The 15,884-nt window shown below is 63.8% G+C and carries 11 protein-coding genes; 3 read left to right on the top strand and 8 right to left on the bottom strand.

The window, feature by feature from the left end; all coding sequences use genetic code 11:
* Positions 1–55: 55 nt before the first annotated feature.
* The 8 genes from LO50_RS06655 to xthA all read right to left on the bottom strand — a co-directional run bounded on the left by LO50_RS06655 (position 56) and on the right by xthA (position 8,961).
* Positions 56–1,159, bottom strand: a complete 1,104-nt coding sequence (locus LO50_RS06655; protein WP_044314498.1) for an ABC transporter ATP-binding protein — start codon at positions 1,157–1,159, stop codon at positions 56–58.
* A 38-nt stretch (positions 1,160–1,197) separates the two neighbouring features.
* Positions 1,198–2,031 carry a carbohydrate ABC transporter permease gene (locus LO50_RS06650; RefSeq protein ID WP_044314497.1) on the bottom strand — a complete coding sequence of 278 codons (834 nt, stop codon included), beginning with the start codon at positions 2,029–2,031 and terminating at the stop codon, positions 1,198–1,200.
* A gap of 10 nt (positions 2,032–2,041) precedes the next feature.
* A complete protein-coding gene (locus LO50_RS06645; protein ID WP_044314496.1) occupies positions 2,042–2,986 on the bottom strand; it encodes a carbohydrate ABC transporter permease in 945 nt (314 codons plus the stop codon).
* A 92-nt stretch (positions 2,987–3,078) separates the two neighbouring features.
* Positions 3,079–4,386 (bottom strand): ABC transporter substrate-binding protein, encoded by a 1,308-nt coding sequence (locus LO50_RS06640; protein ID WP_044314495.1) that lies wholly within the window; start codon positions 4,384–4,386, stop codon positions 3,079–3,081.
* A 298-nt stretch (positions 4,387–4,684) separates the two neighbouring features.
* Positions 4,685–5,590, bottom strand: coding sequence for an AraC family transcriptional regulator (locus tag LO50_RS06635; RefSeq protein ID WP_031297659.1), 906 nt, complete (start codon positions 5,588–5,590; stop codon positions 4,685–4,687).
* 66 nt (positions 5,591–5,656) lie between these two features.
* Positions 5,657–6,589, bottom strand: coding sequence for a carbohydrate kinase family protein (locus tag LO50_RS06630; RefSeq protein WP_044314494.1), 933 nt, complete (start codon positions 6,587–6,589; stop codon positions 5,657–5,659).
* 99 nt (positions 6,590–6,688) lie between these two features.
* The gene (locus tag LO50_RS06625; RefSeq protein ID WP_044314493.1) at positions 6,689–8,053 is read right to left on the bottom strand and encodes a substrate-binding domain-containing protein; all 1,365 of its coding nucleotides are present in this window, start codon (positions 8,051–8,053) and stop codon (positions 6,689–6,691) included.
* 95 nt (positions 8,054–8,148) lie between these two features.
* Positions 8,149–8,961 carry an exodeoxyribonuclease III gene (xthA, locus tag LO50_RS06620; protein WP_044314492.1) on the bottom strand — a complete coding sequence of 271 codons (813 nt, stop codon included), beginning with the start codon at positions 8,959–8,961 and terminating at the stop codon, positions 8,149–8,151.
* Positions 8,962–9,214: 253 nt separating this feature from the next.
* Between xthA and LO50_RS06615 the strand changes: the two genes are divergently transcribed.
* The 3 genes from LO50_RS06615 to LO50_RS06605 all read left to right on the top strand — a co-directional run bounded on the left by LO50_RS06615 (position 9,215) and on the right by LO50_RS06605 (position 15,405).
* Entirely contained in the window at positions 9,215–9,850 is a 636-nt protein-coding gene (locus LO50_RS06615; protein WP_014820178.1) for a GNAT family N-acetyltransferase, read from the top strand.
* A gap of 195 nt (positions 9,851–10,045) precedes the next feature.
* Positions 10,046–11,728, top strand: coding sequence for an autotransporter assembly complex protein TamA (locus LO50_RS06610; protein ID WP_173425581.1), 1,683 nt, complete (start codon positions 10,046–10,048; stop codon positions 11,726–11,728).
* Positions 11,728–15,405, top strand: a complete 3,678-nt coding sequence (locus LO50_RS06605; RefSeq protein WP_044314490.1) for a translocation/assembly module TamB domain-containing protein — start codon at positions 11,728–11,730, stop codon at positions 15,403–15,405. Before LO50_RS06610 ends, LO50_RS06605 begins: the two co-directional genes overlap by 1 nt.
* Positions 15,406–15,884 lie beyond the last annotated feature (479 nt).

Below are 15,884 nucleotides of genomic sequence, written 5' to 3'. Positions count from 1 at the left end.
CATTGCGGGCGCAGCGATCTGCCGGTAAGTCAGGGATCGGGTGGCTGTGGGTCGGTCAGGCCGCCTTTTGCAGCGACTGGCCGACTGCAACGCCATTGCTGTCGAAGAGGTGGCAATGGTCGGCTTCCAATGTCAGCGACAGCGACTCGCCATAGCGCGGGGTGAAGTCGCCGCGGATGCGCATGGTCAGCTGCTCGTCGTTGCCGGTGACCACGTGGCAGTAGGTGTCGCTGCCCAGCCGCTCGCTGACGTCGGCCTTCACGGTCAACTGGCAGTTGCCTTCGCTGCCACGGTTGAGGTGTTCCGGGCGGATGCCGAGGGTGACCGGATCGCCGGTCTTCAGCGTGGCGCCGCTCACCGGCAGGAACAGACGGCAACCGGCGTCGAGCTCGACTTCGCAGCCGCTGGCTTCGACACGGCTTGCGCGGCCCTTGAGAAAGCCCATCTTCGGTGTGCCGAGAAAGCCGGCGACGAAGAGGTTGGCCGGCTGGTGATAAAGCTCCATGGGCGAGCCGACCTGCTCGATTCGCCCGCCGTTGAGCACGACCACCTTGTCGGCCAGGGTTATGGCCTCGACCTGGTCATGGGTCACGTAGATCATCGTCGCCTGCAGTTCCTGGTGCAGGCGCGACAGCTCCAGACGCATCTGCACGCGCAGCGCGGCATCGAGGTTCGACAGGGGCTCATCGAACAGGAAGACCTTGGGGTTGCGCACGATGGCGCGGCCAATGGCGACGCGCTGGCGCTGGCCGCCGGACAGTTGTCGCGGCTTGCGTTCGAGCAGCGGTTCCAGCTCCAGGGTGCGCGCGGCGGCTTCGATCTTGCGCGCCACCTCCTGCTTGTCCGCCCCGGCGAGATCCAGGGCGAACGACATGTTCTTGCGCACCGTCATGTGCGGATACAGCGCGTAGGTCTGGAACACCATGGCCAGGTCGCGCTTGGCCGGGCTGACATCGGTGATGTCGCGCCCGTCCAGTTCGATCCGCCCGCTGCTGACCTCCTCGAGCCCGGCGATCAGGCGCAGCAGAGTGGACTTGCCACAGCCGGAGGGCCCGACGAAGACCACGAATTCGCGGTCGCGGATGTCGAGGTCTATGCCCTTGATGATGTCGTTGCCGTCGAAGCCTTTCTTCAGGTTGTGGATCTTCAGGTCTGCCATGTTCGAATCCTCAGTTGTACTTGGTTGTCAGGCGGCGCTCATTTCACGGCGCCGAACGACAGGCCGCGCACCAGCTGCTTCTGGCTGATCCAGCCGAAGATCAGGATGGGGGCGCAGGCGAGGGTGGAGACGGCCGAGAGCTTGGCCCAGAACAGGCCTTCGGGACTGGAGTAGGAGGCGATCAGCGCGGTCAGCGGGGCTGCATTGGAGGACGTCAGGTTCAATGACCAGAAGGCTTCGTTCCAGCACAGGATCAGCGACAGCAGCATGGTCGAGGCCAGCCCGCCCTTGCTGATTGGCAGCAGCACGCGAACCATTTCCTGCATCAGCGTGGCGCCGTCCATACGCGCCGCTTCGAGGATGTCGCGCGGGATGTCCTTGAAGTAGGTGTAGATCATCCACACCAGAATCGGCAGGTTGATCAGCGTGTAGATGATGATCAGCACTGCGCGGCTGTCCAGCATGCCGAACTGCTTGGCCAGCAGGTAGATCGGCACCAGTACGCCCACCGGCGGCAGCATCTTGGTCGAGAGCATCCACAACAGCGTGCCCTTGGTGCGCTTCGTCTCGTAGAAGGCCATCGAGTAGGCCGCAGGAATCGCAATCAGCATGCCCAGGGCTGTGGCACCGAAGGAGATGGTCACCGAGTTCCAGGCGTACTTGAAGTAGCCGCTGCGGTCCTGGATCTGCAGGTAATTTTCCAGGGTAGGCGTGAAGATGAACTGCGGCGGCGTGGCGAAAGCGTCGATTTCGGTCTTCAGGCTGGTCATCAGCATCCAGAAGATGGGGAAGAACAGCAGCAGCGCCACGGCCCAGGCGAACAGCCCGACCACCAGGGTGTTGAGGCGGCGACTTTGTTTGAGCGTCAGCATCGGTCTGTCCTCAATATTTTTCGGTGAGATTCTTGCCGAGCATCCGCACCAGGATGATCGCCGCGATGTTGGCGATCACCACCGCAATCAGGCCGCCGGCCGAGGCCATGCCGACATCGAACTGCAGCAGCGCCTGGTTGTAGATCAGGTAGGCGAGGTTGGTGGATGCGTAGCCGGGACCACCGCTGGTGGTGGTGAAGATCTCGGCGAATACCGAAAGCAGGAAAATGGTCTCTATCATCACCACCACGGCGATGGGCCGGGCCAGGTGGGGCAAGGTCAGATGCCAGAAGATCGCGATGGGGCCTGCGCCGTCCAAACGAGCGGCTTCCTTCTGTTCCTGGTCGAGGGACTGCATGGCGGTCATCAGGATCAGGATCGCAAAGGGCAACCATTGCCAGGACACGATGATCACGATCGAGGCGAGCGGGTGCTGGGCAAGCCAGTCGATCGGCTGGGCACCGAAGAATTTCCAGACCGCGGCGAGAATGCCGGAGACGGGGTGATAGATCAGATTCTTCCAGACCAGCGCACTGACCGTCGGCATGATGAAGAACGGCGAGATCAGCATGACGCGGACGATCCCGCGCCCGGTGAAGTCCGCCGCCTCAAGCAGCGCGGAAATCAGTACGCCAAGTACAACGCTGATCAGCAACACGCTGCCCACCAGGATCAGCGTGTTGGTCATGCCAGGCATGAAGCCGGCGTCGGTCAGGAAGTAGTGAAAGTTCTCCAGCCCGACGAACTCATTGTCGCCGGGATAGAGCAGGTTGTAGCGGATCACCGAAAAGTAGACGGTCATCGACAGCGGAACCAGCATCCACAGCAGCAACAGTGCAACGGACGGGCTGACGAGGAACCAGCTGGGGCCGAAGCGGCGTGGTTTGCGCGCGCTCGGCTCGCTTGCCGTTTCGGTGACAGGTGCCTTGGGCAAGGCTGCGGATGAGGTGGCCATGGGGGTGCTCCGGCTGTAAGAAGGCCTTAAGGGCTCGGGCGAGCCCTGTCCGGTGTTCACCTTCGGTTGAAGGGGTTACCTACTTGGGATGCTCACTTGGGATAGCCGGCGCGCTTCATTTCCCGCGTGGTGGATTGCTGCACTGCAGTCAGCATCTGCTCGACCGGCATCTGCCCTGTTAGCGCCGCGGAGAACATCTTGCCGACCTGGGTACCGATTGCCTGGAACTCCGGAATGGTCACCAGCTGGATGCCGACATAGGGAACCGGCTTGGCCGACGGCGAGGCGGGATCAGCCTGTTTCAGCGACTCCAGGGTGATCTTGGCGAACGGCGCTGCGGCCATGTACTCGTCGTTGTAGGTCGATTCGCGCGTACCCGGCGGCACGTTGGTGACGCCATCGGTTTCGGCAACGAGCTTGGCGTAGTCCTTGGAGGTTGCCCAGGCGGTGAACTGCTTGGCGGTGTCCTTTTGTTGCGAGCTGGTCGGGATTGCCAGCGCCCAGGAGTACAGCCAGGCGGAACCCTTGTCGGTGTCTTCCTGCGGGGCAAAGGTGAAGCCCACCTTGTCGGCGACCTTGCTTTGAGATTCGTCAGTCACGAAGGAACCGGCGACCGTTGCATCGACCCACATGGCGCACTTGCCGCTGTTGAACAGGGCCAGGTTTTCGTTGAAGCCGTTGCTTGAGGCGCCCGGTGGGCCGTATTTACTCAGCAGATCCACATAAAAGTTGGCGGCCTTGGTCCATTCAGGGCCGTCGAACTCCGGCTGCCACTTCTCATCGAACCAGCGCGCACCGAAGGAATTGGCGACCGTCGTGACCAGCGCCATGTTCTCGCCCCAGCCGGCCTTGCCGCGCAGGCAGATGCCGTACTGGTCCTCGCCAGGCTTGTGCAGCTTTTCGGCAAACTCGGCGATCTGAGTCCAGGTCGGGTGCTCGGGCATGTCCAGACCGGCCTGTTCGAACAGGTCGGTACGGTAGTAGGTCATCGAGCTTTCGGCATAGAACGGCAGGGCGTAGAGCGTCCCGTCGACCGAAAGGCCCTCACGTACCGAAGGGAAGACATCATCCAGATCGTAGTCTTCGGGAAGGTCCTTCATCGGCGCCAGCCAACCCTTATCGCCCCAGAGCGAGGCTTCGTACATGCCGATGGTCAGTACGTCGAACTGGCCGCCCTGGGTGGCGATATCGGTGGTCAGGCGTTGGCGCAGCACGTTCTCTTCGAGCACCACCCAGTTGAGCTTGATGTCGGGATTCTGCTGTTCGAAGGTCTTGGAGAGGCGCTGCATGCGGATCATATCCGCGTTATTGACGGTGGCAACGGTGAGGGTTTCGGCGGCCTGGGCCAGCGCAATCGAGGCCATGCAGGCGGTACCGAGCAGCAAGTTGAATGCTTTCATTCGTGGACTCCTCTTCCAGATCAGGGCCTGGAAGCACTTATTGTTTTTGTTGTTACCCGCGTACTGCGCTACGAGCGTCTGGCAGGCATTACAACGCCGGCAGTGGCCGCACGACAAAGCCGTGACTGCACTCGCTTCGATACTTTTTTGCACTCGCTTGACCGCAGTGGGCTGCCCGCAGCGGCACCGTCCAGACCTGTCGCAGGGGCTCAAGAACGAGTCTTTGCCACGATCATAAAGACGCGAGTAGAGCAGCGGGCGAGGAACAGGGCGCTGGAGCCGGCCGGCCGGAAGCGTATCAGCTGGCCAGGTTCTGCTCGGTCAGGCGTTGTTCGACGAGGCGTCGATAGCACGATGGGGTCATGCCCTTGAGCTGCTGGAAGCGGCGATTGAAATTGGACAGGTTGTTGAAACCCGATTCGAAGCAGACATCCGTGACCGGCTTGTCTTGATCGAGCAGCAGTTCGCAGGATTTGCTGATGCGCAGGCTGTTGACGAACTCGACGTAGCAACGCCCGGTGGCGCGCTTGAAGAAGCGCGAGAAGTAGGTGGGTTTCATGCCGAGATGGCTGGCGACTTCCTCCAGGGGCAGCTCGCGCATGTAGTGTTCGAAGATGTAGTTGACCGCCATGTTGGTCCGGTCGGCTTGCTGCTCGTCGCTCAACTGTGCCGAAGTGGCGCCGGAGAGCAGCTGGTAGTCGTCGCATCTGGCAAGCAGCTCGAGCATGATCAGGAAATAGCCGAGGCGGGTGGCGCCGCGGCTGTCGGCGATCTGCTGCATCAGTTGGCGTGCCTGGGCGATGGTCTGCGGACAGCGAAACTCGATTCCGTAGCGCGAGCGCTCGAGCATCGGCGTGAAGGTCCGCAGCTCGGAGAAGACAGCGTGGCCCGCTTCGAGCATCTCGTCCGTGAAGTTGACCAGCATGTCGCGTTTGGCCACGACCTCGCCGTCCTCGACCTGGCTGATCCAGTTGTGCGGCAGGTGCGGGCCGGTGAGGAACAGGCTGTCCGGGCCGAAATTGCCTACGTAGTCGCCGACGAACACCTTGCCGGAGCTGGCGACGATCAGATGCAGCTCGTATTCCTTGTGGTTGTGCCAGCGCACCAGCGGGCAGGGGAACCCGTGCTCGCGATAAATCAGCGAGTTGCCGTGGTGGTCGTCCATCAGCTCGTAGGACGGGTCGGTAATCTTCAACGCTCTCATGCAGGGTCCGTTGTCGTGAAAGGCCACGAAGGGTTATAGCTGCTGAGGGCGCAACGGCCAAACCGGTCAGACAATTTCGTATCGGTAGGGCAGGTCCGGACCACGCCGGGAACAGGTGATGGCGGCGGCGCTGCTGGCGAAGGCGAGCATGGCCTGCAGTTGCGCAGATCCCATTTGTGCGAGCCCGTGCGGCGAGTCAAGCTGCTGTTCGGCCAGGTAGGCGAGCAACGCGGCCTGGAAGGTGTCGCCGGCTCCCACGGTGTCACGCACCGTCACCGCATGCGCGGCCACATCCAGCTGCCCGTGCTTGCGGCTGAAGAGCTGTGCGCCGTCGGCACCGCGGGTGAGCACCACCAGCTCTGCGTGATGGTCCAGCCAGCGCTGGGCGATGCTCGCTGGCGCAACGCCTGGATAGAGCAGGGCCAGATCCTCGTCGCTGACCTTGATCAGGTGTGCGCGTTCGGCGAACGCCTCGACCCGCTCGCGCCAACGTTCGAGGCTGGGTTCGACGTTGAGGCGAATGTTCGGATCGAGTGAAATCAGGCGCTGGGCATGCTCGCGATGCAGCAAGGCCAGCAGCGTATCGGCAATCGGCGGCGTCACCAGCGAATAGGAGCCGAAATGGATGCCGCGAATCCCAGCAGGCAGCGGCTGCAGCTGTTCGGTATGCAACAGGCGATCGGCACAGCCTTCGCCGCGAAAGCTGTAGACCGGACTGCCATCGGCGCCGATGGCGACCATCGCCAGGGTGGTCGGCGCATCGAAGATGGCGAGATGTTCGGTGGCAACGCCTTCTTCCTGCAGCAGCTCTAGCAGGCGCTGACCGAAATGATCGCGCGAGAGCCCACCGAGCAGCGCGACTTGCGTGCCCAACCGGGCCAGCCCGACGGCAACGTTGAACGGCGAGCCACCTGCAACGGCTTCCAGATGCAGACGACTGCGGCTGTCGGTCGAGGCCGCGAACACATCGAAAAGCGCTTCACCACAGACGAGGTACATGGACGATTCCTGCTGGCGGAAATCGCCCGAGCTTAAACCCGACGCCTGCACCGGGACAGTACGCCCGCGGCTGGCGGCCGATACGATCTTGCACTCGTTTCAGTACACCCAGACTTCGACGCGGCGATTCTTGATACGGCCAGCTTCGCTGTTAGATGCCACTGGAAGTTGATCGCCCAAGCCATTGATTTCCTTTACAAGTATGCCACCACGCGCCAGTTCGCGACGCACCGCCATGGCGCGCAGTTTGGACAGCAATGCAGTCCGCGCGGGATCGTTGCGGGCGTCGCCGAAGCCGACCAGCACCGCAGCGTTCATCTGCTTGTCGTGGCTGTTGAGATAGTCGATCAAACGCTGCACGTCGCGTTGGGCCTTGTTGTCCAGTTGCGCGCTGCCTTCGGCGAAGCGGAAGTTGACGGTCAGTCGCTGTGCCTCCTTGGCCAGCTGCTGATAGGCCTCGGGCATCGTCGTTTGTAGCGGCAGCCGGATCGGCGCGATGGCCTGGGCCACGTAACCGGATTTCTCGACGATGGCCTGTCCTTCCGGGCTGTGCACAAAGCTCAGGAACTCGCGGGTCCATGCGGACTGCTTCTGGGGATCGGCATAGAGGAACAGCCGGCGTGACAACGGGTAGTCCTCGGTGGCGACCAGCGCCTGGCTCGGCGGCATGGGCTGGGAATCGCCGTCGGTGATTGCCAGCGCTTTCGACTTGCCGACGGAGGCGAGACCGACGAAGCCGATGGCGCCGCTACGGCGGCTGACCGCCTGGGACAGGGCGTCGTTGGATTCATAGCGCACGGCGCTGGTGGCCAATGCCTGCCCCTGACTGTTCAGCACCAGCTCCTTGAAGGTGTCGTAGGTGCCGGACTGGTCATCACGCGCGTGCAGCTCGACGGCAACATCCGCACCGCCCAGCTCACGCCAGCTGGTGATCTTGCCGGCGAACAGGCGGGCTACCTGCTCCACGCTGAGGGCTTGCACCGGGTTATCGGGGTGGACGATCACCGCCAGGCCATCGATAGCGATGACCTGTTCGCTCTCGGCGCTGCGCATGTCGCCCAGGGCGGAGAGGCTCTGCGCTTCGCTCTGTTTGATCGAACGCGAAGCAGCGGCGAGATCGGCAGTACCGTCTTTTAGCCCAGCGAATCCGGTACCGGTGCCATGCGCGGCGACCAGTGCCTGCACAGTCCGACCGCGCTCGTCGAGGGCAGTGATGCGCTGCTCGTTTTCCTTGCCGGCCGGGGCGATGCGGACCGACTGCAGGCTCTTGGCCTCGAACAGGCCCGCCACCAGCATCGGTGCCAGCTTGGCACCCACGGTGTTGGAGCCGTGAATGCGCAGTACGGCCGATCCGTCTGGCGGGGTGGGTGGGGCGGCGAAACTTTCGCTGGAGGCGCTGCCCAGCGTGACCAGCAGCAGGGGCAGTGCCCGATTCCAGAACCGTCCAAACACACGTGGCGTCATCTCGCGACCTCCTTGTAGAAGGTCGCGAGATTAAGACGGTTCGGTTACCAATAAATGACAGCGCGGGCGGCGCTGCCGGAATTGCGCAGCGGTCGTCAGCGCAGCTCGATCCACACCGGGCAGTGGTCGGAAGGTTTCTCCATCGCGCGGATGTCGTAGTCGACGCCGCACTCGATCACGCGTTGGTGCAGCGCTGCGGTGGTCAGGATGTAGTCGATGCGCAGGCCGCGGCGCGGGTCGTCCTCGAAACCGCGGCTGCGATAGTCGAACCAGCTGAAGCGATCGACCACTTCCGGGTTGAGGGTGCGGAAGCTGTCCTGCAGTCCCCAGCCCTTCAGGCGCTCGAGCCACTCGCGCTCCTCGGGGAGGAAGCTGCATTTGCCGGTGCGCAGCCAGCGCTTGGCGTTCACTTCGCCGATGCCGATGTCGCAGTCCTGCGGGGAGATATTGAAGTCGCCCATCAGCGCGAGCGATTCCTCGGGGCGGAACTGCTGTTCGAGCAACGCCTGCAGGTCAGCGTAGAACTTGGTCTTGGCGGGAAACTTCACCGGATGGGCGCGGCTTTCGCCCTGGGGGAAGTAGCCGTTCATCACGGTTACCTGCTGGCCACCGGCATCGGCGAAGCGGCCCCAGATGAAGCGCTTCTGCGACTCCTCGCCATCGCTGGGAAAGCCCTTGTGGATCTCCAGTGGTGCCTGGCGCGAGAGCAGGGCGACGCCGTAGTGGCCTTTCTGCCCGTGATAGTGGACGTGGTAGCCGAGCGCCTCGATCTCCGCCTGGGGAAACTGTTCGTCAGAAACCTTGGTTTCCTGAAGGCCGATGACGTCCGGCTGATGCTTTTCAATGATCGCAGAAAGCTGGTGAGGTCTTGCGCGTAATCCATTGATATTGAAGGAAACGATTTTCATGGGATTCCGTGAAGGCTGGCTGAGGCTCAAGGGGGAAGGACACCCGGCGCGGCGCTGCCGATGCCGATCTGTCGTGGGCAAAGAATGCCGATTCTAGAGCCGCGGCGCCGTGCATACCAAGTTTCGCGCTGAAACAGACAGCAACGGCATTGTCTTTGGAGCAGCGTGAACGGCAGGTGCTCCGGCGGCGTGGCGGGGCGGGCGAAGCGCTGCTAAGTTGCAAGCATCCCTCTGGAAAAAGCCGAGAGTTGCCATGCCGATGTCTGCCGAGGTTCGCACGCTCGATGGTGGTTATGACCGCGAAACCCGTTCGCTGCTGTATCACGCGTACCGTCACGAACCGACCTTTGCCTACCTGTTCGAGGCGGACCGGCCCGGCTATCAGCAGCGCGTGCGCGCGACCGTGCGGGAGCTGGTAAACCAGCATTTCCTGCAGCAGCAACCAGCACTCGGGCTGTTGCTGGACGACCGCCTGATAGCCGTCGCGCTGATCGCGCCGCCGCAACGGCGGCTGGATGTCACCGAAAGCTGGGCCTGGCGCGCGCGCATGCTGCTGACCGCCGGGTTCCGCTGCACCAGGCGCTATCTGGACTACCACGCGGCGGTACTGGCGTGTCTGCCGACCGGTGCCGTGCATCTGCTGCCGTTGCTCGGTGTGCATCCGCAGTTTCAGGGGCAGCAATATGGTGAGCAGCTGCTGCAGGCGGTGCACGAGTGGTGCGCCGAGGATGAAACCTCCCAGGGGCTGGTGATCGATACCGGCAACCCACGCTACCTGAACTTCTACCAGCGGCAGGGCTACGAGGAGATCGGCCAGATCGCCGTCGGCCCGGTGGTCGAACACATCTTCTTTCATCCGGCGCCCAGGCGGATGGAAGCGGCGCGTTAGGTGTGGCCGAATTTTATCCGGGCGGGCCAGTCTGACTGGTCTGAAGCCACGCGATGTCAGCCGATGCCCGCCCCGCCGCAAGATCGCCTTACACACTGTCTAGCCCGCACGTTCGGGCTTGCTCGGAAACACGTGCTAGCATCGCTGGCCATGTGCAAATCGAACCGAATCGGCCCGCTGGTAGCCGCACTCGTGATGTTGAGCGGCATCCATGCCAGCGCCGCTGAACTCGACGTTCGCATCGAGCCCGAGAACCGGGCGCTCCGGGAAAATATCGAGAACTACATTGGCGACTTGGGCGACCGTGACGCGCGCGAGCTGCTGCGCTACAGCCGGGTCGCGCAGAGTCAGGCGGAAAAGGCGTTGCAAGCGCTGGGTTACTACCGCAGCCGCATCCGCACCGATGTGCGTGAGGGCGAGGAACCCGCGCTGGTGTTGCGTGTGCGAACCGGTGAGCCGGTGAAGCTGCGCAACATCACCGTCCGGCTGGACGGGCCTGCCGCTGAGTTCTCCGGCTTTCGCGTCGCCGAACGCACCCTGCGTCAGGGCGATGTGCTGAACCACGGACGGTACGAAGAGGTGAAGCAGCAGTTTCTCAACCAGGCCTCGCGCTTCGGCTATTTCGATGGCCGCTTCACCCAGCAGCGGCTGGCCGTCGATCCGCGGGAGAACGTCGCCGACGTCGAGCTGGTGTTCGACAGCGGGCCGCGCTACCGCCTGGGCGACGTGCGCTTCGAGGGGGATTCGCCATTCGATGACGACCTGCTCGCGCGCATGGTGCCGTTCGAGACGGATACACCGTACGACTCCGAACTGATCGCCGAACTCAGCCAGGCGCTGCAGTCGAGCGGCTATTTCGAGGGCGTGCGCGTCGATGCCAACCCGAGCGGCGCCAACCAGCAGCGCATCCCGGTTTCGGTCGCGCTCACCACGCGCAAGCCGCGCACCTTTGGCTTCGGCCTTGGTTATTCCACCGACGTCGGCCCGCGGGTCCGACTGGACTGGACACGCCACTGGGTCAACCTGCAAGGCCATAGCTACGGGGCCGAGGCGGAACTGTCGGCGCCGCGGCAGAACGTCGGGTTCTGGTACGACATCCCGCTGGACCCGCCACTGACCGACAAGCTGCGCTTCGTCGGCGGCTACCAGTATGAAGAGATCGCCGGCACCGACAGCCTCAGCCGCCTGCTCAAGGTCGGGCCGGAATGGCACAGCCAGCTGCCCAGCGGCTGGTTGCGCGTGCTGTCGCTGAAGTGGCAGCACGAGGAATATCGCCTCGGGGACGATTCCGGAACCAGCACCTTGCTCATGCCCGGCGTCGCCTACAGCTACCTGCGTAGCGACAACCGTATCGATCCGAGCCGCGGCTATCGCCTGCAGTTCGAAGTGGCCGCGGCGAAGGCCGGGGTGCTTTCCGATGCCGACCTGGTCCACGCCAACGTGCAGCTGCGGGGGCTGACCACCCTGGCCCAGCGGCATCGCTTTCTCGGTCGCGTGCAGCTTGGCGGCAACTGGACCGATGAATACGTCAACGTGCCGCCGTCACTGCGCTATTTCGCCGGTGGTGATCAGAGCGTGCGTGGCTACGATTACCAGAGCCTGTCACCGACCAACTCCGATGGCGACAAGATCGGCGGCCGCTATCAGTTCGCGGTCAGCGCCGAGTATCAGTATTCGATTGCCGAGAAATGGCGTGTCGCGACCTTCGTCGATCAGGGCAACGCCTTCAACTCACTGGAAATTCCCACGCTGAAAAGTGCCGTTGGCGTCGGTGTGCGCTGGGTATCGCCGGTTGGGCCGATTCGCGTCGATCTCGCTCATCCGCTGGACGGCGACGGTGGCGTCCGCCTGCATTTCTCCATGGGGCCGGAGCTGTGATGCGGGTACTGCGTGGGCTTGGCTGGACGCTGCTTGGGCTGATATTGCTCGTGCTCATCGTCACCGCCGTGCTGCTCGGCACCGCCAGCGGCAGCCGCTGGCTGCTGGGGCAGGTGCCGGGGCTGACGGTCGAAGCGTTCGAGGGCCGACTCGGCCAGCGCTGGCAGGCCGAGCGGCTGATCTGGGAGCAGGACGGCAGTCGTGTCGAAGTGCAACAGCCCCGTCTTGCCTGGTCACCGGCGTGCCTGCTAAAGCGCACGCTGTGCATCGACGAGTTGGTCACTGGCGACATCGACCTCAGCTTCCCGCCCAGCGAGCCTGACCCGGCGGCGGACCCCTTCAGCTTGCCTGAGCTCGATCTACCGCTGGCGCTGCAAGTCGAACGCATCGAAATCGGCCGGGTGACGCTTAATGAAAGCGAGCAGGTGCGAAACCTGCATCTGCAGGCAAATTGGCGTGCGGATGGCCTGGATATCCAGCGCCTCGACCTGCGCAGGGCGGATGTGGACCTGTCAGTGACTGGCCGGCTGCATCCCAGCGGTGATTGGCTGTTGACGCTGGACGGGCAGGCAGCGTTGCAGTCGCCGGACGAACAACCGTGGGCGCTGATGATCGCCGTGGATGGCGCCCTGCGCGAGCAGCTGCAGGTGCAGGTGCAAAGCCAGGGCTATCTCGACGGCACCCTCAGCGGGCAGCTGCGAGCCCTCGATGAGCAATTGCCGGCGACGCTCCGGCTGAACGCCGACGGGTTCAAGCCAGTGCCCGATCTGCCGGACACCCTGCGCCTGAACGATCTGGAGCTGGCAGCGAGTGGCAACCTGCAGGACGGCTACCGGCTGCTCGGTACCACCGAACTGCCGGGCGAGGGCGGCGCAGTGCGGCTGGCGCTGGAGGGCGTCGTCAGTCCGAGCGGAGCGCAGATCGAGATGCTCGAGCTGGATGCGGGGCAGCAGCGCGATGTGCGGCTGAGTGGCGATGTCGACTGGCAGGACGGCCTGACAGCGAATGCCGATCTGCTCTGGCGCGATTTTCCCTGGCGACGGCTCTACCCGGCGATCGAAGAGCCGCCGGTGACGCTGCGCGAGCTCCAGGCGCAGATTCAGTACGACGACGGCAGCTATCTCGGCAATTTCGAATCGGCCATGACCGGCCCGGCCGGGGATTTCACACTGAACAGCCCGGTCAGCGGCAATCTCGAAGCGGTGCATCTGCCGCAACTGCAGCTGCAAGCCGGGCAGGGCAGTGCGACGGGTTCGTTGAGCGTCGGCTTCGCCTCGGGCATTGACTGGAAAACCGACCTGACGCTGAGCGAACTCGATCCGGCGTACTGGCTGGCCGAACTGCCGGGCAATCTCGGCGGTTCGCTGAAAAGCCAGGGCGCCTTGCGTGACGAGCAGCTGGAGGCCGAGGCGAGCCTCGACCTCGCCGGGCGCCTGCGCGGTCAGAACACTCGTCTGCAGCTGCAAGCCAACGGCGAGGGCGAGCGCTGGGATCTGCCGGTCATCAACCTGCGTATGGGCGATAACCGCGTACAGGGCAACGGCACCTGGGCACAGACGCTGGATGGTCGACTGCAACTGGAACTGGGCCGCCTGGCGCAGCTGTGGCCCGGTCTCAGGGGGCGAGTGAACGGTGAGGTCACGCTGGCGGGAACCGCAGCGGCGCCGAACGCGCAGATCGAGCTGAACGGTCGCAACCTCGCTTATCAGGACAATCGGCTGCGTCGCCTCAGCGTGCAGGGTCAGCTATCCGATGGGGAACGTGGTCGGCTGGCGCTGAACGCCGAGCGAATCCGCGCAGGCGAGACGGACCTCGGCGCACTGCGGATCGATGCCGAAGGCACTGCGGAACGGCATCAGGCCGAGCTGCAGCTGCAAGGTCCGTTGCTCGACCTGGCGCTGGCCTTCGATGGCGGGTTGCGCGGTGAGGACTGGTTTGGCCGGCTGACGCGCGGCGAACTCAGCGCGCAGCAGCAGGACTGGGTCCTGCAACGGCCCGCGACACTGCAGCGTTTCGCCGATGGCCGACTGGAGTTCGGTGCGCATTGCTGGCGTTCCGGGCCCGCCAGCCTCTGCGCGGAGAACCAGCGTCTGCTGCCGGAACCGCAGATTCGCTATCGCCTGCGCGATTTCTCGCTGCAGACCCTGGCCGAGTATCTGCCAGAAGATTTCCGCTGGCAGGGCGAATTGAATGCCGATATCGAACTGGATCTTCCCGCTGGCGGGCCCAATGGCCGGGTTCGGGTCGACGCCGGCCCCGGCGTGCTGCGCATTCGTGATGCGGACGAGTGGCACGACTTTCCCTATCAGACCTTGGCGCTGAACAGCCGACTGCTGCCGGAGCGGATCGACAGCCAGCTGCGTTTCCAGGGCGGTGAGCTGGGCGAGCTTGACGTGCAGCTGCAGATCGATCCGCGGCCTGCGGCCAAGCCGATCGATGGCGAGTTTCGCCTGAGTGGTCTCGATCTGTCGGTGGCGCGCCCGTTCGTGCCGATGGTCGAGCGTTTGCGCGGCGAACTGAACGGCAGTGGCCAGTTGGCCGGCACCCTGCAGCAGCCGTCACTCAACGGCCAACTGCTGTTGAGTGACGGTGAGATCGCCGGCAGCGAGTTGCCGACGACGTTCGAAGACCTGCGGGTGCGCATGCTGATCGAGGGTGAGCGGCTGGACATCGACGGCAACTGGCGTGCCGGCGAGCAGGGACGCGGCAGTCTGGCCGGCTCGCTGGACTGGCGGAACGAACTGGATCTGGATCTGGCGATCAAGGGCAGTCGCCTGCCGGTGGTGGTCGAGCCTTACGCCGACCTGGAAGTCGAGCCCGACCTGCGCATCGTGCTTAGCGGGCAAGACCTGGCGGTCAGCGGTCGGGTCGAAGTACCGCGAGGAGCGATCACGGTTCGCGAGCTACCGCCGGCGACAGTCAAGGTCTCCGAGGACACGGTGATCATCGGTCGCGAAGCCGAGGAGCCGGCGACCCCGCTGGCAGTGAAGATGGACATTGATGTCGAGGTGGGCCAGGACCGCCTGCGCTTCTCCGGCTTCGGCCTGACCGCCGATCTCGCCGGCTATCTGCACATTGGCGACAACCTGGATGCACGTGGCGAGCTGCAGCTGAAGAACGGCCGATACCGAGCCTACGGCCAGCGACTGACCATCCGCCGCGCCGAGTTGCTGTTCACTGGCGTGATCAGCCAGCCGTTCCTCAACATCGAGGCGATTCGCCGTATCGATGCGGAGAATGTAATCGCCGGCCTGCGCATCACCGGCAGCGCCGAGCAGCCACGCATCGACGTGTTTTCCGAGCCTGCCATGAGTCAGGAGCAGGCACTGGCGTATCTGGTACTGGGGCGGCCGCTGGGTGCCGATACCGAGGACAGCAACCTGCTGGCACAGGCGGCGCTGGGCCTTGGCCTGGCGGGTAGCTCGTCCATCACCGGTGGTCTGGCGCAGCGCCTGGGCATACAAGACTTCCAGCTGGACACCGAAGGCACCGGCGTTGGCACCAGCGTGGTCGCTACCGGGCGGCTGACGGAACGGCTGGCATTGCGCTATGGCGTCGGCGTGTTCGAGCCGTCGAATACCATTGCGCTGCGCTATCAGCTGACGCGGCGAATCTTCCTCGAAGCCGCCAGCGGATTGGCCAGCTCGTTGGACCTGTTCTATCGCCGCGACTTCTGATCGATTGCGCGGCGCCGGAACACCGCTGGTGCGCCGTGATCGAGGAGGCGCAGAGGCATGATGAAGCATTCGCGCTCTCATCGGTCGGGCGCACCAAACTGCATCAATCCACACTGGCGGGCGCACCAGACTGGACTACGCTGATTTCGCTTTCCATGCCATTCCTGGCTCGACTGAGTCGAGCTGTCGGGGTCTGACCGTTCGGTCTGGTTTTCGCGTCGATTCGATCATCGAATCTGGCGCGATTGCCCCGAGCCCAATGGGCGAATGCAGTGGTAGCATCCACGCTTCCGAACGTCGCGGTCATAACCGCGCAACGCTCTAGCACGAGTCTTGCAAAGCGCTCGCGGACCTCAGCGCAGCGCAAGCTCCAGAGGCGTATCGGAATCGCCGTTACCTGGTCGCTGAAAAACCACCGCCACAAGCGTCATGTTTTTCAACGGCTCCACGGTAGCGCGACCCTAACGCGAGGGAACTCG

It is taken from the genome of Stutzerimonas stutzeri (genome assembly GCF_000935215.1).
Classification (GTDB): domain Bacteria; phylum Pseudomonadota; class Gammaproteobacteria; order Pseudomonadales; family Pseudomonadaceae; genus Stutzerimonas.
The sequence above is the reverse complement of the archived record's forward strand: the minus strand, read 5'-3'. Positions and strand labels throughout refer to the sequence as shown.

What these genes read in the sequence shown, in the direction of transcription:
- LO50_RS06655 (WP_044314498.1), bottom strand. Translation starts at nt 1,159, where the DNA reads ATGGCAGACCTGAAGATCCACAACCTGAAGAAAGGCTTCGACGGCAAC.
- LO50_RS06650 (WP_044314497.1), bottom strand. Translation starts at nt 2,031, where the DNA reads ATGCTGACGCTCAAACAAAGTCGCCGCCTCAACACCCTGGTGGTCGGG.
- LO50_RS06645 (WP_044314496.1), bottom strand. Translation starts at nt 2,986, where the DNA reads ATGGCCACCTCATCCGCAGCCTTGCCCAAGGCACCTGTCACCGAAACG.
- LO50_RS06640 (WP_044314495.1), bottom strand. Translation starts at nt 4,386, where the DNA reads ATGAAAGCATTCAACTTGCTGCTCGGTACCGCCTGCATGGCCTCGATT.
- LO50_RS06635 (WP_031297659.1), bottom strand. Translation starts at nt 5,590, where the DNA reads ATGAGAGCGTTGAAGATTACCGACCCGTCCTACGAGCTGATGGACGAC.
- LO50_RS06630 (WP_044314494.1), bottom strand. Translation starts at nt 6,589, where the DNA reads ATGTACCTCGTCTGTGGTGAAGCGCTTTTCGATGTGTTCGCGGCCTCG.
- LO50_RS06625 (WP_044314493.1), bottom strand. Translation starts at nt 8,053, where the DNA reads ATGACGCCACGTGTGTTTGGACGGTTCTGGAATCGGGCACTGCCCCTG.
- xthA (WP_044314492.1), bottom strand. Translation starts at nt 8,961, where the DNA reads ATGAAAATCGTTTCCTTCAATATCAATGGATTACGCGCAAGACCTCAC.
- LO50_RS06615 (WP_014820178.1), top strand. Translation starts at nt 9,215, where the DNA reads ATGCCGATGTCTGCCGAGGTTCGCACGCTCGATGGTGGTTATGACCGC.
- LO50_RS06610 (WP_173425581.1), top strand. Translation starts at nt 10,046, where the DNA reads ATGTTGAGCGGCATCCATGCCAGCGCCGCTGAACTCGACGTTCGCATC.
- LO50_RS06605 (WP_044314490.1), top strand. Translation starts at nt 11,728, where the DNA reads ATGCGGGTACTGCGTGGGCTTGGCTGGACGCTGCTTGGGCTGATATTG.